The sequence below is a fragment of the Camelimonas abortus genome, assembly GCF_042432745.1.
In the GTDB taxonomy this organism is placed as follows: Bacteria; Pseudomonadota; Alphaproteobacteria; order Rhizobiales; family Beijerinckiaceae; genus Camelimonas; species Camelimonas abortus.
In genome coordinates, this window is sequence record NZ_JBHLWR010000006.1 from 898,733 (window position 1) to 915,382 (window position 16,650).

General features: G+C 71.0%; 12 protein-coding genes and 1 riboswitch. Of the genes, 7 read left to right on the plus strand and 5 right to left on the minus strand.

All coding sequences use genetic code 11. The annotated features are described in order from the left end of the window. The first annotated feature begins 26 nt into the window (after positions 1–26). From ACFFJB_RS06370 to ACFFJB_RS06380, 3 genes are all read left to right on the plus strand, one after another. Positions 27–788 carry a P-loop NTPase family protein gene (locus tag ACFFJB_RS06370; protein ID WP_376830420.1) on the plus strand — a complete coding sequence of 254 codons (762 nt, stop codon included), beginning with the start codon at positions 27–29 and terminating at the stop codon, positions 786–788. Positions 789–1,205: 417 nt separating this feature from the next. Beyond that, positions 1,206–3,383, plus strand: a complete 2,178-nt coding sequence (locus ACFFJB_RS06375) for an RNA degradosome polyphosphate kinase (RefSeq protein ID WP_376832571.1) — start codon at positions 1,206–1,208, stop codon at positions 3,381–3,383. Between the two features lie 37 nt (positions 3,384–3,420). Next, entirely contained in the window at positions 3,421–4,887 is a 1,467-nt protein-coding gene (locus ACFFJB_RS06380) for a Ppx/GppA family phosphatase (RefSeq protein ID WP_376830421.1), read from the plus strand. 74 nt (positions 4,888–4,961) lie between these two features. Here the strand turns inward: ACFFJB_RS06380 and rnd are convergent, their stop codons facing one another. Continuing rightward, positions 4,962–6,119: a ribonuclease D gene (gene rnd, locus ACFFJB_RS06385; RefSeq protein ID WP_376830422.1), complete on the minus strand. Its 1,158-nt coding sequence runs from the start codon at positions 6,117–6,119 to the stop codon at positions 4,962–4,964. Between the two features lie 222 nt (positions 6,120–6,341). On the opposite strand from rnd, the gene aspS reads away from it, so the two are divergent. The 3 genes from aspS (at position 6,342) to ACFFJB_RS06400 (ending at position 10,403) form a co-directional block, all read left to right on the plus strand. Beyond that, entirely contained in the window at positions 6,342–8,132 is a 1,791-nt protein-coding gene (aspS, locus tag ACFFJB_RS06390) for an aspartate--tRNA ligase (RefSeq protein ID WP_376830423.1), read from the plus strand. Positions 8,133–8,243: 111 nt separating this feature from the next. After that, entirely contained in the window at positions 8,244–9,158 is a 915-nt protein-coding gene (locus ACFFJB_RS06395) for a glycosyltransferase family 2 protein (protein WP_376832573.1), read from the plus strand. A gap of 75 nt (positions 9,159–9,233) precedes the next feature. Further along, positions 9,234–10,403: an acyltransferase family protein gene (locus tag ACFFJB_RS06400; RefSeq protein WP_376830424.1), complete on the plus strand. Its 1,170-nt coding sequence runs from the start codon at positions 9,234–9,236 to the stop codon at positions 10,401–10,403. An 80-nt stretch (positions 10,404–10,483) separates the two neighbouring features. Here the strand turns inward: ACFFJB_RS06400 and metA are convergent, their stop codons facing one another. The 4 genes from metA to erpA all read right to left on the minus strand — a co-directional run bounded on the left by metA (position 10,484) and on the right by erpA (position 15,140). Next, positions 10,484–11,410: a homoserine O-acetyltransferase MetA gene (gene metA / locus ACFFJB_RS06405; RefSeq protein ID WP_376830425.1), complete on the minus strand. Its 927-nt coding sequence runs from the start codon at positions 11,408–11,410 to the stop codon at positions 10,484–10,486. Positions 11,411–11,496: 86 nt separating this feature from the next. Further along, positions 11,497–11,608, minus strand: a riboswitch (SAM-I-IV-variant riboswitch). Between the two features lie 72 nt (positions 11,609–11,680). Then, a complete protein-coding gene (locus ACFFJB_RS06410) occupies positions 11,681–12,298 on the minus strand; it encodes a CatB-related O-acetyltransferase (protein ID WP_376830426.1) in 618 nt (205 codons plus the stop codon). A gap of 147 nt (positions 12,299–12,445) precedes the next feature. Beyond that, positions 12,446–14,542 carry an aq_1923 C-terminal domain gene (locus ACFFJB_RS06415; protein WP_376830427.1) on the minus strand — a complete coding sequence of 699 codons (2,097 nt, stop codon included), beginning with the start codon at positions 14,540–14,542 and terminating at the stop codon, positions 12,446–12,448. A 271-nt stretch (positions 14,543–14,813) separates the two neighbouring features. Then, positions 14,814–15,140, minus strand: coding sequence for an iron-sulfur cluster insertion protein ErpA (gene erpA, locus ACFFJB_RS06420; RefSeq protein WP_376830428.1), 327 nt, complete (start codon positions 15,138–15,140; stop codon positions 14,814–14,816). Positions 15,141–15,315: 175 nt separating this feature from the next. Between erpA and ACFFJB_RS06425 the strand changes: the two genes are divergently transcribed. Further along, on the plus strand, positions 15,316–16,563 hold the full coding sequence (locus ACFFJB_RS06425; protein WP_376830429.1) for a deoxyguanosinetriphosphate triphosphohydrolase: 1,248 nt from the start codon (positions 15,316–15,318) through the stop codon (positions 16,561–16,563). The last annotated feature ends 87 nt before the right edge of the window (positions 16,564–16,650 follow it).

The window sequence follows — 16,650 nt, forward strand, 5'->3', positions numbered from 1 at the left end:
GGGCCGCCGTCAGGAGCAGGGACCACGTGTCTGGAGCAGGAGTTCAGCTGACGCTGTCCTGGCCGATGCCGGACAGTTTCGCCGAAGACGATTTCATGGTGGGCGACGCCAACCAGCAGGCCTGGGACCTGCTGGCGCGCTGGCCTGACTGGCCCGAGCCGGCGCTGCGCCTGTCCGGGCCGGCCGGCGTGGGCAAGACGCATCTGGCCACGATTTTCGCCCGCCGCTCCGGCGCCCTGTGGTTTCCGGACGCCTCGCTGCGCCTGCCAGACGGAGCCGGCGGTGCGGGCGAACCCTTCGACCTCGCCGCCTGTGACGGCCGCCGCCCGGTGGTGATCGACGCCTGCGACAGCGGCCCGGTGAACGAGCACGGCCTGTTCCACCTGCTCAACCGGGTGCGGGAGCAGGGCGGCTCGGCGCTGCTGGTGTCGCGCGCGGCGCCGCAGCACTGGGGGCTGCGCACCCCCGACCTGGTGTCGCGCCTGCGCCTCAGCCCGGCCGTGGAGATCGCCCCGCCGGACGACGCCCTGTTCCGCGCCATCCTGGTGAAGCTGTTCCATGACCGGCAGCTGGCCATCGACGCGCCGGTGGCCGACTATCTCGCCCGCCGGCTGGACCGCTCCGCGGCGCGCGCGCGCGCGCTGGTGGCCCGCATCGACGACCGCGCCCTCAGCCTCGGCCGCCCGGTGACCCGGGCGCTGGCGGCGGAGGTGTTGCGCGAGGCGGGCGCCGCCGGCGACGGCTCCGGACGCGATGACGACGACGACGGGGGGCTGGACGCGCCCTGAGCTTCGCGTGACGATGCGCAGTGCGCCGCGCCGGCGCAGGGGAGTGTGAGGGCGACTGTGGGCACCGGAGAAATACGTGATCGCGCTGGCCTGAATGATCCGCAGGACGCGCCGCAGGGCGGCGGCCAGCTCCCGCCCGCCGCGGCCGGGGCCGCCGGTTCCGCGCCGGAGGAGGGCGCGGCGAAACGGCCGGCGCGCCGCGCCGCCGGCCGCGCCGCGGGCGGCCAGAAGCGCCGGTCCGCCGCCGCGCGCCAGACCGCCGCCCCGCCGGCGCCGCCGGAGTTCGCCGAGGCCGACCCCGGCGAGATCGGCGCGCGCCTCGCCAGCGCCTACGCCGAACTGTTCCAGGGCGATGATTCCCGGCGCGCCGTCGCGCCCGATCCGCAGAAGCTGGGCGTGGCCCGCAAGAGCGGCGACATCTCGGCGGCCGCCGCCGACGTCGAGACGCCGGTGGACGGCGCCGCCCTGCGCCACAGCCCCCAGCGCTTCATCAACCGCGAGATCTCCTGGCTGCAGTTCAACCGGCGCGTGTTCGAGGAGGCCTCCAACAGCGCCCATCCGCTGCTGGAGCAGGTGCGCTTCCTGTCCATCTCGGCCAACAATCTCGACGAGTTCTTCATGGTGCGCGTCGCCGGCCTGCGCGGCCAGGTGCGCACCGGCGTGATGACCCTCTCCCAGGACGGGCTCACCCCCGCCGAGCAGCTCGTCGCCATCGGCAAGGCCGTCTCCGAGCTCGCCGCCGACCAGCAGCGCCGCTGGACCGAGCTCAAGGACCAGCTGCTGGAAAACGGCATCGTCATCGTCGACGAAAACGGCCTCACCCGGGCCGAGGAGATGTGGCTTGAGGAATATTTTCTTAACAACATTTTCCCGGTGCTGACGCCGCTGGCGGTGGATCCGGCCCATCCCTTCCCGTTCATTCCCAATCTGGGCTTCACCATCGCCCTTTCGCTGTTCCGGGCCAGCGACAACCGCAAGCTGACGGCGCTGATCCGCATGCCCGGCAAGATCGACCGTTTCATCCGCCTGCCGGATTTCGCCGAGACGGGGGCGGCGCGCTTCATCACCCTGGAGCACGCCATTGGCCGGTTCACGGACCGGCTGTTCCCCGGCTATGAGGTCACTGGCCGCGGCGGCTTCCGCGTTATCCGCGACAGCGACCTCGAGATCGAGGAGGAGGCGGAGGATCTGGTGCGGCTGTTCGAGACGGCGCTGAAGCGCCGGCGGCGCGGCACCGTGATCCGCGTGGAGTTCGACGGCAACATGCCGGAGAACCTGCGCAACTTCGTGATGAAGGAGCTGGACGTCTCGGCCGACGAAACCTTCATGGTCGACGGCATGCCGGCGCTGAACGACCTCTCGCAGCTGCTGTCGATCGACCGGCCGGACCTGAAGTTCAAGCCGTTCAACGCCCGTTTCCCGGAGCGGGTGCGCGAGCATGGCGGCGACTGCTTCGCCGCCATCCGCGAGAAAGACCTCGTGATCCACCACCCTTACGAAAGCTTCGACGTGGTGGTGCAGTTCCTGCAGCAGGCGGCGCGCGATCCCAACGTGATGGCGATCAAGCAGACGCTGTACCGCACCTCGTCCGACTCGCCGATCGTCAGGGCGCTGGCCGAGGCGGCGGAGGCGGGCAAGTCGGTGACGGCGCTGGTGGAGCTGAAGGCGCGCTTCGACGAGGAGGCCAACATCCGCTGGGCCCGCGACCTCGAGCGCGCCGGCGCCCAGGTGGTGTTCGGCTTCATCGAGCTGAAGACCCACGCCAAGCTGTCGCTGGTGGTGCGGCGCGAGGGCGGCCAGCTGGTGTCCTACTGCCACGTCGGCACCGGCAACTATCACCCGGTGACGGCGCGCATTTACACCGACCTGTCCTATTTCACCGCCGATCCGCTGATCGCCCACGACGTGGCCTGCATCTTCAATTTCATCACCGGCTACGCCGAGCCGGCCGAGCTGGAGCGCATGGCGGTGTCGCCGGTGACGCTGAAGGCGCGCATCCTCGGCCATATCGCCGAGGAGATCGCCCACGCCAGGGCCGGGCGGCCGGCCGCGATCTGGCTCAAGTGCAATTCGCTGGTCGATCCGGAGATCATCGACGCCCTTTATGACGCCAGCCAGGCGGGCGTGGAGATCGACTGCGTCATCCGCGGCATTTGCGCGCTGCGGCCGGGCATCCCGGGGCTGTCGGAAAATATCCGCGTGAAGTCAATCGTCGGGCGGTTCCTCGAGCACAGCCGCATCTACGCCTTCGGCAACGGCGAGGGGCTTCCGAACCGGAACGCCCACGTCTATATTTCCTCGGCCGACCTGATGCAGCGCAATCTGGACCGCCGCGTCGAAGTGCTGTGTCCGATCACGACGCCGACGGTGCACCAGCAGGTGCTGGACCAGATCATGCTGGCCAACCTGCTGGACAACGAGCAGAGCTGGCGCATCCTTCCCGATGGGTCCGCCACGCGTATCCAACGCATGCAGGGCGAGGAGCCGTTCAACGCTCACCGCTACTTCATGACCAATCCGAGCTTGTCCGGACGTGGAAAATCCCTCAAGGATTCCAGCCCAAAGACCCTCCGCAAGCGCGCCTCCAGACGCTGATTTTCCCGGAGGCGGGCGGCTGCCGGCCCTCAGGCCGGTGGCCATCATCGACATCGGCTCCAATTCGGTGCGTCTGGTGGCCTATGAGGGCTGCACGCGTTCGCCGGCGTCGCTGTTCAACGAGAAGGCCCTGTGCGGCCTCGGGCGGGGCGTCGCCAGCACCGGCATGATGGACGGCAAGGCCGTGGACAGCGCCCTGGCGGCGCTGCGCCGTTTCCGCGGCCTGTGCGACGTCATGCAGATCACCGACATCCGCGCCCTCGCCACCGCCGCGGTGCGCGACGCCGCCAACGGCGAGGATTTCGTGCGCGAGGCCGGGCGGATCCTTGGCTGTCCGGTGTCGGTGCTCACCGGGGCGCGCGAGGCCGAGCTCTCGGCGCTGGGCGTCGCCTCCGGCTTCTGGCGGCCGGACGGGGTGGTCGGCGACATGGGCGGCGGCAGTCTCGAGCTGGTCGAGGTGACGCGGGGGGCGCTGCGCCCCGGTCTCAGCCTGCGGCTCGGCGGCTTCGCCCTGCAGGACGCCTCCGGCGGCTCGCTGAAAAAGGCGGCGGACCTGGCGCGGGTGGCCCTGGCCAACGCGCCGCAGATCGGCGCCCTGCATGGCCGGACGTTCTATGCGGTGGGCGGCACGTGGCGGGCGCTGGCGCGCCTGCACATGGAGCAGACGGGCTATCCGCTGCACGTGATGCACGCCTACGCCATTTCGCCGCGGGAGATGCTGGATTTCTGCCGCATGGTGCAGCGCCTGGACGTGACCGCGCTGGAGGCGATCGGGGTGATCTCGCCGGCGCGCCGGCCGCTTCTGGCCTATGGCGCGCTGCTCATGGAGCAGATCATCCGCCGCGGCAAGCCGTCGTCGATCATGATTTCCCCCTCCGGCGTGCGCGAGGGGCTGCTGTACGAGGGGCTGCCGCCGGAGATCCAGGAGCAGGATCCGCTGCTCACCACCGCCGCCGAGCTGAACTGGCTGCGCTCGCGCTCGCCCCGCCATGGCGAGGAGCTGCAGGACTGGGTGGGCGGCCTGTTCGACTCGCTGCATTTCGAGGAGACCGAGGAAGAGGCGCGCATCCGCGCGGCCGCCTGCCTTGTCTCGGACATCTGCTGGCGGGCCCATCCCGACTATCGCGGCGAGCAGGCGCTGAAGCTGCTTTCCCAGGCGACCTATACGGGCATCACCCATCCGGAACGGGCGTTTATCGCGTTCGCCAACTACATTCGTCACGAGGGGCTGTCGACTGACGGGGGCGCGGCGCGCATCCGCGAGCTGATGCCGGTGCACATGGTGGAGCGCGCGCGCATCCTCGGGGCGGCGATGCGGGTGGCCTATGTGCTTTCCGGGGCGATGGCGGGGGTTCTGCCCCGCTGCCCGCTGCGCGACACGGGCGGGGTGCTGACGCTGACCATTCCGCGGGAACTGGCCAGCCTGCGCTGCGACCGCATCCACAACCGCCTCAAGACCCTCGGGCGCACCCTCGGCCTGCCGGTGCAGGTGACGGAGGAGTGACGTCCCGCGGAGGGGTGACGTCCGGCGCCGGAGGAGGCGCGCCATGGCCGCCATCCCGCCCCCGCGCCGCCCGCTTACGCTCCTTCAGGCACGTCCACGAACGACACCCTGCCGTTCTTCACCACCACGCCGATGCGTCCGTGCTTCAGCGCCAGCGCGCGTTCGCCGAATATCTCCCGGCGCCAGCCGCGCAGCGCCGGGGTGTCGGCCTCGTCGTCACTGGCGATGGCCTCCAGGTCGTCGGTGGTGGCGATCAGCCGCGGCGCCACCTTCTCCTTCTCCGACACCGCCTTCAGCAGCACCTTGAGCAGGTCCATCAGCGCCCCGTTGGCCGGGCGGGAGCGCTCGCGCGCCGGCAGCGGCGCCGTTTTCGGATCCTTCTCCAGCGCCGCCCTGACCACCGCCAGTATGTCCGCGCCGGCGCGCGAGCGCTCGAAGCCGTTCGGCGTCGAGCGCAGCTGCGCCAGCGCCTCCGGCGTGCGCGGCGCGTTGACGGCGATGTCGACCAGCGCGTCGTCCTTGAGAATGCGCGCGCGCGGCACGTCGCGGGCGCGGGCCTCGCGTTCGCGCCAGGCGGCGAGATCGCGCAGCACCAGGGCGTCGCGGGGCCTGCGCAGGCGTCCGCCGAGCTTCAGCCACGCCTCCTCCGGATCCGGCTCATAGGTGGCGGGAGAGGTCAGCACCGCCATCTCGTCCGCCAGCCAGGCGGCGCGGCCGGAGGCGTCGAGCTGCGCCTTCAGCGCCTCATAAATCTTGCGCAGATGGGTGACGTCACCGAGCGCGTAATGCAGCTGCTGCTCGGTGAGCGGCCGGCGCGACCAGTCGGTGAACCGCGAGGTCTTGTCGATGCGCGCCTTGGCGAGGTCCGCCGCCAGCTGCTCGTAGGACACCGAATCGCCATAGCCGCACACCATGGCCGCCACCTGGGTGTCGAACAGCGGCGTGGGAATGACATGGCCCATGTGCCAGATGATCTCCACGTCCTGGCGGGCCGAGTGAAACACCTTGACCACCGCCGGATCGGCCATCAGGCGGAAAAACGGGGCGAGGTCGATGCCCGGGGCCAGCGGATCCACCAGCACCGCTTCATCCGGCGAGGCGAGCTGGATCAGGCACAGCCTGGCGTAATAGGTGCTCTCCCGCAGAAACTCGGTGTCGACCGTGACGTAAGCGTGGGCGGAAAGGCGGGAGCACGCCGCTTCGAGCTCGGCGGTGGTGGAAACTGGTTGCATGTGCCTGACTGTAAACCGGGGAGACGGACCGCGCCGTCTGTTTGCGGACTGGCCGCCTGTTTAACGCGTTTGTTCCGCCCCTGCCATAATTTCTCCGCAAGACGCGGGTTCGCGGCCGGGCAGGGCCGCGCGCCTTGACATCGCGGGCGCCGTGTGGGCTTTCTCGCGCCTTATCAAGGCCCACCCATACGGTGACCAGCAAATTCAGGATCAGGCGCCAACATGCATCGTTACCGCTCCCATACGTGCGGCGCCCTGAGCGCGTCGGAAATCGGCAGCCAGGTGCGTCTTTCCGGATGGTGTCATCGAATCCGCGACCATGGCGGCGTTCTGTTCATCGACCTGCGCGACCACTACGGCATGGTGCAGTGCGTGGTGGACCCGGATTCGCCGGCGTTCAGCCAGCTGGAGCAGGCCCGGGCCGAATGGGTGATCCGCGTCGACGGCAAGGTGCGCCGCCGGCCGGAGGGCACCGAGAACCCCGACCTCGCCACCGGCGAGATCGAGGTCTACGTCACCGGAACCGAGGTGCTGGGCGCGGCCGCCGAGCTGCCGCTGCCGGTGTTCGGCGACCAGGAATATCCTGAAGAAATCCGCCTGAAGTACCGCTTCCTCGACCTGCGTCGCGAGAAGCTGCACAACAACATCATGAAGCGCGGCCGCATCATCGCCAGCATGCGCCGCCGCATGCAGGAGCAGGGCTTCTTCGAATTCCAGACGCCCATCCTCACCGCCTCCTCGCCGGAGGGCGCGCGCGACTTCCTCGTGCCAAGCCGCATCCACCCCGGCAAGTTCTACGCGCTGCCCCAGGCGCCGCAGCAGTACAAGCAGCTGCTGATGATGAGCGGCTTCGACCGCTATTTCCAGATCGCCCCGTGCTTCCGCGACGAGGATCCGCGCGCCGACCGCCTGCCGGGCGAGTTCTACCAGCTCGACGTCGAAATGAGCTTCGTCGAGCAGGAGGACGTGTTCGCCGCCATGGAGCCGGTGATCACCGGCATTTTCGAGGAGTTCGGCGACGGCAGGCCGGTCACGCGCGACTGGCCGCGCATTCCCTACGCCGAGGCGATCCGCAAATACGGCACCGACAAGCCGGACCTGCGCAACCCGCTGGTGATGCAGGACGTGTCCGCGCACTTCCGCGGCTCCGGATTCAAGGTGTTCGCCCGCCTGCTGGAGGTTGAGGGCAACGAGGTGTGGGCCATTCCCGCGCCCGGCGGCGGCAGCCGTTCGTTCTGCGACCGGATGAACTCATGGGCCCAGGGCGAGGGCCAGCCCGGCCTCGGCTACATCATGTGGGGCGCGCCCGAGGACGGCGCCGCCGGCCCCGCCGGCCGTGGTCCGCTGGCCAACAACATCGGCCCGGAGCGCACCGAGGCCGTGCGCCAGGCGCTGGGCATGAAGGAGGGCGACGCCGCCTTCTTCGTCGCCGGCGACCCGAAGAAGTTCTGGAAATTCGCCGGCATGGCCCGCACCAGGGTGGGCGAGGAGCTGAAGCTGGTCGATCACGACCGCTTCGAGCTGGCGTGGATCGTCGATTTCCCGTTCTACGAGTGGAACGAGGACGAGAAGAAGATCGACTTCTCCCACAACCCGTTCTCCATGCCGCAGGGCGGGCTTGAGGCGCTGAACACCCAGGACCCGCTCACCATCAAGGCCTACCAGTACGACATCGCCTGCAACGGCTACGAAATCGCCTCCGGCGGCATCCGCAACCACCGCCCGGAGGCCATGGTCCGGGCCTTCGAGATCGCCGGCTATGACGAGCAGACGGTGATCGAGCGCTTCGGCGGCCTCTACCGCGCCTTCCACTACGGCGCGCCCCCGCACGGCGGCATGGCGGCCGGCATCGACCGCATCGTCATGCTGCTGTGCAACGCCGGCAACCTGCGCGAGGTGGCGCTGTTCCCCATGAACCAGCGCGCCGAAGACCTGATGATGGGCGCCCCGTCGCCGGCGACGGCGAAGCAGCTGCGCGAGCTGCACCTGCGCCTGAACCTGCCGGAAAAGTAAGCCGGCGGAAGCGACGCGCCGCGCCCGCCGGCCACGGCGGGCGCCTGTTCTCGCCGCCCCCTGCGCGGATCCCGCCGTCGCGGGCCCCGCGCGCCCTGTGAGGTCATGGCCATGCCGGCGGACGGGCCAGCGGTCACCGCCATCGTCGTCGCCTGGAACAGCGCCGCCGTGCTGCCGGCCTGCCTGGCCGCGCTGGCCCGCGAGCAGGTGCCGGCGATCGTCGTTGACAACGCCAGCGCCGACGACACCGTCGCCGTGGCCGAGGCGCACGGCGCCCGCGTCATCCGCAACGCCCGCAACGAGGGCTATGGCCGCGCCAACAACATCGGCGCGGCGGCGGCGGACACCCCCTTCATCCTCATCATCAATCCGGACTGCGCCCCCGATCCCGGCGCCGTGGCGGCGCTGCTGGCGGCGGCGGAGCGCTGGCCGGACGCCGGCCTGCTGGCGCCGCGCATCATCGAGCCGGACGGGCGCCTGTTCTTCCAGCGCAGGTCGCTGCTGTCGCCCTATCTCGCCAATCCGCGCGGGCGCCCGTGCGCGCCGGAGGGCGACTGCTGCGCGCCGTTCCTCTCCGGCGCCTGTCTGCTGGCGCGGCGCGAGCTGTTCCTGCGTCTCGGCGGCTACGACCCGGACATCTTCCTGTTCTATGAGGACGACGACCTGTGCAGGCGCGTGGCGGAGGCGGGATTCGCCCTGGTGCACGTGCACGCCGCGGCGGCGCGGCACGGGCGCGGCAGGTCGGCGCCGCCGGCGCCGGGGCGCATCTACCGGGCCCGCTGGCACATGGCGTGGTCGGGCGCCCATGTGGCGCGCAAATGGGGCCTGCCGTCGCCGGCCCCGGCCACCTTCCTCGTCAACGCCGGCAAGACCCTGCTGGCGCTGTTCAGTTTCCGCCGCAGCCTGATCGAGCGTTACGCCGGCAGCGCCGCCGGCGCCCTGGCGTTCCTCGCCGGGCGCAGCGCGCTCGCCCGCGAAGGGCTCACGCCGGGCGATCCCGCCAGCCGCCAGCCGCAATTCAGGTGACGGCGACCATTGTTGCCCCAGCGTCGCCGGCGTGCATATTGCGGTGACGTTCGTACAGGGGGGCGACAGCCATCAATGACACATGCCCGTACTGCTGAGGCGGGCCGGCGACCGGGCGGGCGCCTGCCCGGCGCCGGCCAGCCGGTTCCGGTGGAGACGGCGGTGGCGGCCGAGCCGTGGCGCGGCGGCCTGCTGGGCGCGCCGACCGTGGCCGAGGCGTCTCTGGGCCGCGCCAACAATTTCACGCTGCTGCGGCTGGCGCTGGCGCTTCTGGTGGTGATTTCGCACGGGTTCAGCGTCGTTTCCGGCGACGTGGCCGACGAGCCGCTCCACCGCCTCACCGGGCACACGCTCGGCTCCCATGCGGTGAACGGCTTTTTCGTCATCTCCGGCTACCTGGTCACCATGAGTTTCGACCGGCGCGGCTGGCTGGACTATCTGCTGGCGCGGGCGCTGCGCATCGCGCCGGGGCTGCTGGCGGCCACCGCCTTCGTCGGCCTCGTGCTCGGCGCCTGCATGACCAGCCTCGATCCTGTCGCCTATTTCACTGCGCCCGGCCTCTGGCGTTTCCTGTGGGAGACGGCCTTCACCTACCGCAGCAACACGGCGCTGCCGGGGGTGTTCGAGCACAATCCGTTCCGCTTTCCCATGGGGACAGTGTGGACGCTGCGTTATGAGGTGCTGTGCTACGCCGGCGTGTTCCTGCTCGGCGTCGCCGGCCTGCTGCGCCGCCGGCGGGTGACGGTGGGGCTGCTGGCGTTCCTCGTCGGCAGCCTGCTGGCGCTGGACGCTTTCGTTCCTGACGCCAGCCTGCGTGACCAGACCATGCTGCGCCTGCCGCTGCTGTTCGTGGCCGGGGCGGCGTTCCACCGGCTGGGCGGGGCCATCCGCCTGTCGCTGCCGCTGGCGGTGCTGCTGGCCGCGCTCACCGTCCTGGCGCACGGCTCCTTCGCCTACAACGCGCTGCTCTACCTGACCACCGCCTATGGCGTGATGTGGCTGGCGCTGGTTCCGGTCCGTTCCTGGCTGCCGGAGCCGCGCGACGACATATCCTACGGCGTCTATCTCTACGGCTGGCCGCTGCAGCAGACGCTGCGGGCGCTGCTGCCGGACCTGGGGCCAGTGGCGCTGCTGGTTCCTTCCGTCGCGGCGTCCGTGCTGGCCGGCTGGATCTCCTGGCGGGTGGTGGAGCGGCCGGCGCTGGCGCTGAAGCGCCGGCTCATGGGCGGCGCGGACGCGCGCTGACTGCTGCGGGCGCCAGCAGGCCGGGCGCAAAAAAGGCCAGGCGAACGCCTGGCCTTTCGCCGGTCCGGCGGCGGCGCCGGTCAGGCGCCGGGTTTGCCGATCTCGTTCACGTCGAACGGCGTGGTCTGGTACATCTCGTTGATCCAGTTGCCGAACAGCAGGTGGGCGTGGCTGCGCCAGCGGTTGCGCGGCGTCTGGCTGGGGTCGTCGTCCGGGAAGTAGTCGTGCGGGATCTGGATCGGGAGGCCGGCTTCCAGATCGCGGAAGTACTCCTCGGCCAGCGAGGTCGAGTCGTATTCGATGTGATTGAACATGTGCAGCGACCGGTGCTTCGGGTCGTGCAGCAGGCACAGGCCGGCGTCGGGATTCTCCGCCAGCACGCTGATGCCCGAGGCGGCCGGAATGTCGGCGCGCCGCACCTCGGTCCAGCGCGACACCGGCACCGAGAAATCGTCCGAGAAGCCGCGCAGGAACGGCGAGCCCGGACACAGGTTGTTGTGCCGGTAGACGCCGAACGCCTTCTGCTTCAGCTCGTATTTCGGCATGCCGTGGAAGTGGTGCACGGCCGCCTGCGCGCCCCAGCAGATGTTGAAGCAGCGGTGCACGTTGGTCTGCGTCCAGTCGAAGATGCGGCGCAGCTCGTCCCAGTAGTTCACCTCGTGGAAGGGCAGGCGCTCCACCGGCGCGCCGGTGATGATGAAGCCGTCGAACTTCTCCCCGCGGATCTCCTCCCACGTGCGGTAGAAGGCGATCATGTGCTCGGGCGGGGTGTTGCGCGGCGTGTGGCTTGAGATGCGCACCAGCGTCATCTCCACCTGCAGCGGCGTGGCGCCGATCAGCCGGGCGATCTGCGTCTCCGTGCGGATCTTGTTGGGCATCAGGTTCAGGAAGCCGATGCGCAGCGGACGGATGTCCTGCCGGATCGCGTCGGTCTCGCGCATCACCATCACGCCTTCGGCCTCGAGGGTGCTGAACGCGGGCAGGTCGTCAGGCAGTTTGATCGGCATGGGACGCAACCATCATGTTCCTCGCCGGTCGGGTGACCGGAGTGCGGGCAGGTCGCCTCTTCGTCAGGGGAACAGGTTGCGGTGGCTGGTTTCCGTATAGTTGCCGGCTGGCCACATCCTCCCCGTGGGCGGGGAGCGCCACCTTGCCCGGAAGAGGCAGGTTGGCGTTGGGACTGATCCCAACTCCTGATGTTGCGCCCTGTGTATTCCGGAAATGGCCCGCGCACAAGGGGAGAGACCGCGCGGCCGGCGCCGGACCGGCGGGCGCGTTCAGCCGGTGACGGGCTCTTCGCCGGCGCGGATGCGTTTCACCGCGGCGCAGAAGGCGCGCACGTCCGGCCCCTGCAGCAGCGGCAGCAGGCGCTGCACCTGTTCCTTCGGCAGGTCCCACCAGGCGCTTTCCAGCAGCGCCTCAATGTCGCGGTCGCTGAAGCGGTAGCGGATGATCCGCGCCGGATTGCCACCGACGATGGCGTAGGGCGGCACGTCCTTCGTCACCACCGCCCGCGCCGCCACCACCGCGCCATGGCCGATGGCGACGCCCGAGAGAATGATGCAGCCGGAGCCCAGCCACACGTCATGGCCGATGCTCACCCCGCCGGCGGTGGCGTGATAGTCGCTCTCCGCGCCGGGCCACACGTCAGGAAAGGCCGGGAAGGGAAAGGTGGACACCCAGTCGGTGCGGTGGTTGCCGCCGAGCAGGATCTCCACCTTGTCGGCGATGGAGCAGTAGCGGCCGATGCTGAGCGGCGCGCCGGATTCGGCGAAGCGCACCTTGGGCCGGCCGTAGCTGTAGGCGCCGATCTCGAAGCCGCGCTTCTTCGCCAGCTTCTTCAGGTGGACGCGTGTCTCGTTGTGCGGATTCAGCAGCCGTCCGATCAGCCCCATTGCGCTCCATCCCCCCCCCCCCCCCCCCGCGGACCGCGCCGGCCGCCGCGCGGCCGCGGGCGCCGTCCCGAAACAGACCGGGCGTCGCAGGTCGCGACGCCCGGCATGATTATGCCAAAGCAGGCCGGGCGAAAACCCCGGCCGCCGTCACCGCGGCCCCGCCTGCGCCTCCGCCTGAACCTGGAGCTGGCGGAACAGCGCCTGCGGATCGCCGGCCAGCGCCGGCCCGACGATCTCGCCGACCGGGTCGCCGGCGGGGTTCTTCGAGGTCAGGGTGACGCTGAGCGAGCCGCTGCGGCGGATGAAGTCGCCGAGGGCGCGGGAGAGCTCGAGCGCGCCTTCGCTGGCGCCCAGCACCGAGGGCAGAAGCAGCTGCGCCAGCGTCGCCCAGCCGGCGCGCACCGCGCCCGGCTCGCCGTTCTGCTCCTTCGCCTGCAGCGCCGCGAACCGGCCGCCAAGGCCGCCGTCGGTGACGTTCAGGGTGAGTTTCTTCAGCCGCGCCGCCATCAGCGCCGCCTGGGCGCGGTCGGCGTCGGCGCTGAACAGCTCGCTGCTGACGTCGCCGAGCAGGCCGCCGAGACGCGCGCCGCCCATGTCGGCGACGCTGAACGACACGTCGCCGATGCGCAGGGTTTTCGTCGCCGCCTCCCAGGAGCCTTCAACCCGCGCAGAGAAGTCGACGCGGTCGTAGCCCATGGCCCGCAGCCTGCGCACGGCGTCGTTCAGGGCGTCCGCGTCGTCGCCGCCGTCCGGGGCCTCCGGCGGCAGGTCGACGACGAGGCTGTCGAGGCGGGCGTCGATGCGGGTGGGCACGCCGTTGACCGGATCCTGATAGGAGCCGTCATAGGCTTTCAGCGTGAACTTCACCCGGCCGGACGGCCTGTCGCCGGGAATGTCCACGGCGAGGCCGCCGAGGCTGAAGCGGCCGGAGAAGGCGAGGGCGGAGAAGGCGTCGTCGGCGCCGGCGCCGCGCTCCGCCGCCTCGGCCACGGCGCGGAGATGGCGGGCCAGCGCCGGGGCGCCGAGGCCGGAAAGGCTGGCCGAGGCCAGCGCCACCTCGCCGCCGTCCGGCGTGGAGGTCTTCACGCCCGTCGCCGTCAGGGCGCCGGAGTCTCCGCCGGTGACGGCGATGCGGGCGACGGCGCCGCGCACGCGCCTGCCCGCCGCGCCCTCCGCCTTTTCCCCGCCGTCCTCATCCGCGTCCGCGGGGACCGCAAGGTCGAAGCTGAGCCCCTCCAGCGCGCCTTCGCCAAGGGAGAGCGCCCCCACCAGCTCGGCCATGTGGCGGAAATAGGCGGCGCGCTCTTTCGGCGGCAGCGCCTCGGGATCCTTCACCTTCTCGATCGCTGCGCCCAGCGCCAGCAGCGGCTGGCTGGTCAGGCCCATGCGGAAATCCCGCCCCGACACGCTGGCGATGGCGAACTGGCCGTCACGGGCCGAGACGCGGATGTCGCGGGCGACGAAGGAGCCGTACACCGGGCGCGGCGTCCGGTCGGCGTCGCTGGCGGCGGCTTCCGTGTACACGCGCGCCAGATGCGCCACATGCACGTCCGTGGTCACGGATTCGCCGGTGGAGCCGGAAACCGTCTGGCCGCCGGCGCGGGTCTCGAAGGTGGCCGCGGCGCTGGCCGCCTGGCTGGCGACGCCGTCCTTCAGGCCGGTGACGCTGACCTGCTGCAGGCGGAACGTGGAGGAGACGTCGCCGTTCTTCTGCTCCACCGTCACTTCCGGCATGGTCACCCGCGCCGCCGAAAGGGCGGCGAAGCGCTCCGCCAGCGGCGTGGCGCTGTCCCTGTCGAACAGCGCCCGCAGCCGCGCCTCGTCCACATTGTCGCCGCTGGCCTCCAGCCGCGGAATGCGCACCGTGGCCGTGGGCGTGGTGATGACGAGGTCGGTGAGCGTCACCGTGGTCGCCGCTTCGGCCGGCGAGGCGAGGGCGAAGGGCGCCGCCGCCGTCTCCACCGAACCCACCTGCACCCGCACGCCGTCGTGGCGGGCGTCCAGCCCGTCGACGGTCACCGCGCCCGAGAGCGGATTGACCGTAATCTCCGCCACGCGCAGGCCGGCGTCCTCGAGGCTGGCGCGCACCCGGTGCGCCGTCCACTGCGCCACGGCCGCCAGCGCCACGCCGGAGACGACGACGGCGGCGGCGCCGGAGGCGATAATTCCGCGCCCCCGGCGCGGGCGGGCGCTCCCGGCCGCGCCGGTTTCGCTGCTGCGGGAGCTGGACGGATGTGGCGACATGAACGATCCCCCTGTGGCGCCGGGCTGCCGGCGTCAGCCGGCGCGCGCCGGCTCCTCTCACGTGGTTTCAGGCGCCGGCCGCAGGCCATGGGAGCGATCGCCGCCTTTCGCCGCCGGCCGCGCCTGACATCGGTCCGCCGCCCCGCGCCCCGGCGGGGCCGGACGGGCGGAGCGCACGGCGGGTGAAAAGAAAAACGGCGCCGGCGCGTCACGCGCCTGCGCCGCCGCCGGCCGCGACGCGCCGTTCCGGGCCGTCACGGCGCGGCGGGCCTTACAGCGTGAACGACACGCCGCAGCCGCACGAAGCGGTGGCGTTGGGATTGTCGATCCGGAACGACTGCCCCATCAGGTCGTCCACAAAATCGATCACCGCGCCGCGCATGTATTCGATCGACACCGGGTCGATCAGCACGCCGGCGCCGTCGCGCTCGATCACGATGTCGTCGTCGGCGCGCGTGCGGGCGACGTCGAAGTCATAGCGGAATCCGGAGCAGCCGCCGCCGTTGACGCTGACGCGCAGCATGGCGCCCTCCGGCTCGCCGGCGAGCACCTGCCTGATGCGCCTGGCGGCGCGTTCGGTGACAGTCACGTCCTGCATGCGCATGTCTCTCGTGTTTCGCCCGGGGCGCCGGCGCAGCCGTCGCGCCGGAGCGCCGCCGCGGGCCGCTCCGCCGGCGCCTGCGCGCCCGCCACGCGGACTCGCGGGGCTTTCCCGCCGGAGAACTGAAAGGTATGTCCCGGGCGTCCTTGCTTCAACCACCAGGGAGGGCGGAATGCAGGCGAGACTCCACGGCGAACACTGGACGGCGGATTACGCCTGTCATCCCGGGGAAAGCCGCGGCCGCATGCATCCCGACGCTCCGTCGCCCACCCGCAGCCCGTTCCAGCGCGACCGCGACCGCATCATCCATTCCACCGCGTTCCGCCGCCTGAAGCACAAGACCCAGGTGTTCGTCCAGCATGAGGGCGACCATTACCGCACGCGCCTCACCCACACCATCGAGGTGAGCCAGATCGCCCGGGCGCTGGCGCGCTGCCTCGGGCTGGACGAAGACCTGGCCGAGGCGGTGGCCCTGGCCCACGACCTCGGCCACACTCCCTTCGGCCATGCCGGCGAAGACGCCCTCAACGACTGCACCCGCGACATCGGCGGCTTTGACCACAACGCCCAGGCGCTGCGCATCGTCACCCGCCTCGAGCGCCGCTACGCCGCCTGGGACGGCCTCAACCTCACCTGGGAGACGCTGGAGGGGCTGGTGAAGCATAACGGCCCGCTGGTGGACGCCAGGGGCGAGCCCTGCGGCCGGTACCGCGAGCGCGGCGTGCCGGTGGCCATTCTCGAATACAACGCCGTCAACGACCTGTGGCTCACCACCCACGCCAGCGCCGAGGCCCAGTGCGCCGCCCTGGCCGACGACATCGCCTACAACGCCCATGATCTCGACGACGGCTGGCGCGCCGGGCTGTTCGACATCGCCGACCTGCGCCGGGCGCCGTTTCTCGCCGGGGTGCTGGACGAGGTGGAGCGCGCCTGGCCCGGGCTGGACAAGGCCCGGCTGATCCATGAGGTGGTGCGCCGCGTCATCACCCGCTTCGTCGAGGACGCCATCGCCGAGAGCAGCCGGCGCCTCGACAGGCTGGCCCCGCGCAGCGCCGATGACATCCGTCGCGCCGGCGAGCCGGTGATCGCCTTCTCGCCGCGCCTCGAGGCCGCGGACCGGGACATGAAGCGCTTCCTGTTCCCCAACATGTACCGCCACCGGCGCATGATGCGTCTGCGGGAGGGGGCTGACGCCATCATCCGCGACCTGTACGGCAGGTTCGTCGCCGAGCCGCAGCTGCTGCCGCCGGAGTGGCGCGCCGATCTCGGGCAGCCGGCGGACGGCGGGGCGGCGAAGGCCGGCCTGCGTCTGCGCCGGCGCGTGGCCGACTACATCGCCGGCATGACCGACAGCTACGCCCTGGCCCGCCATCGCGAACTGTTCGGCTCCACGCCGGACCTCACCGCCGCCGGCCCGTAAGCGGCGCCGCCGCGCTCACGGTCTGGCGGCGGCGCGATCGCCGCGCGCCATGACTCGCGGCCAAACTCCTGCTATTGGCTGCGCCAG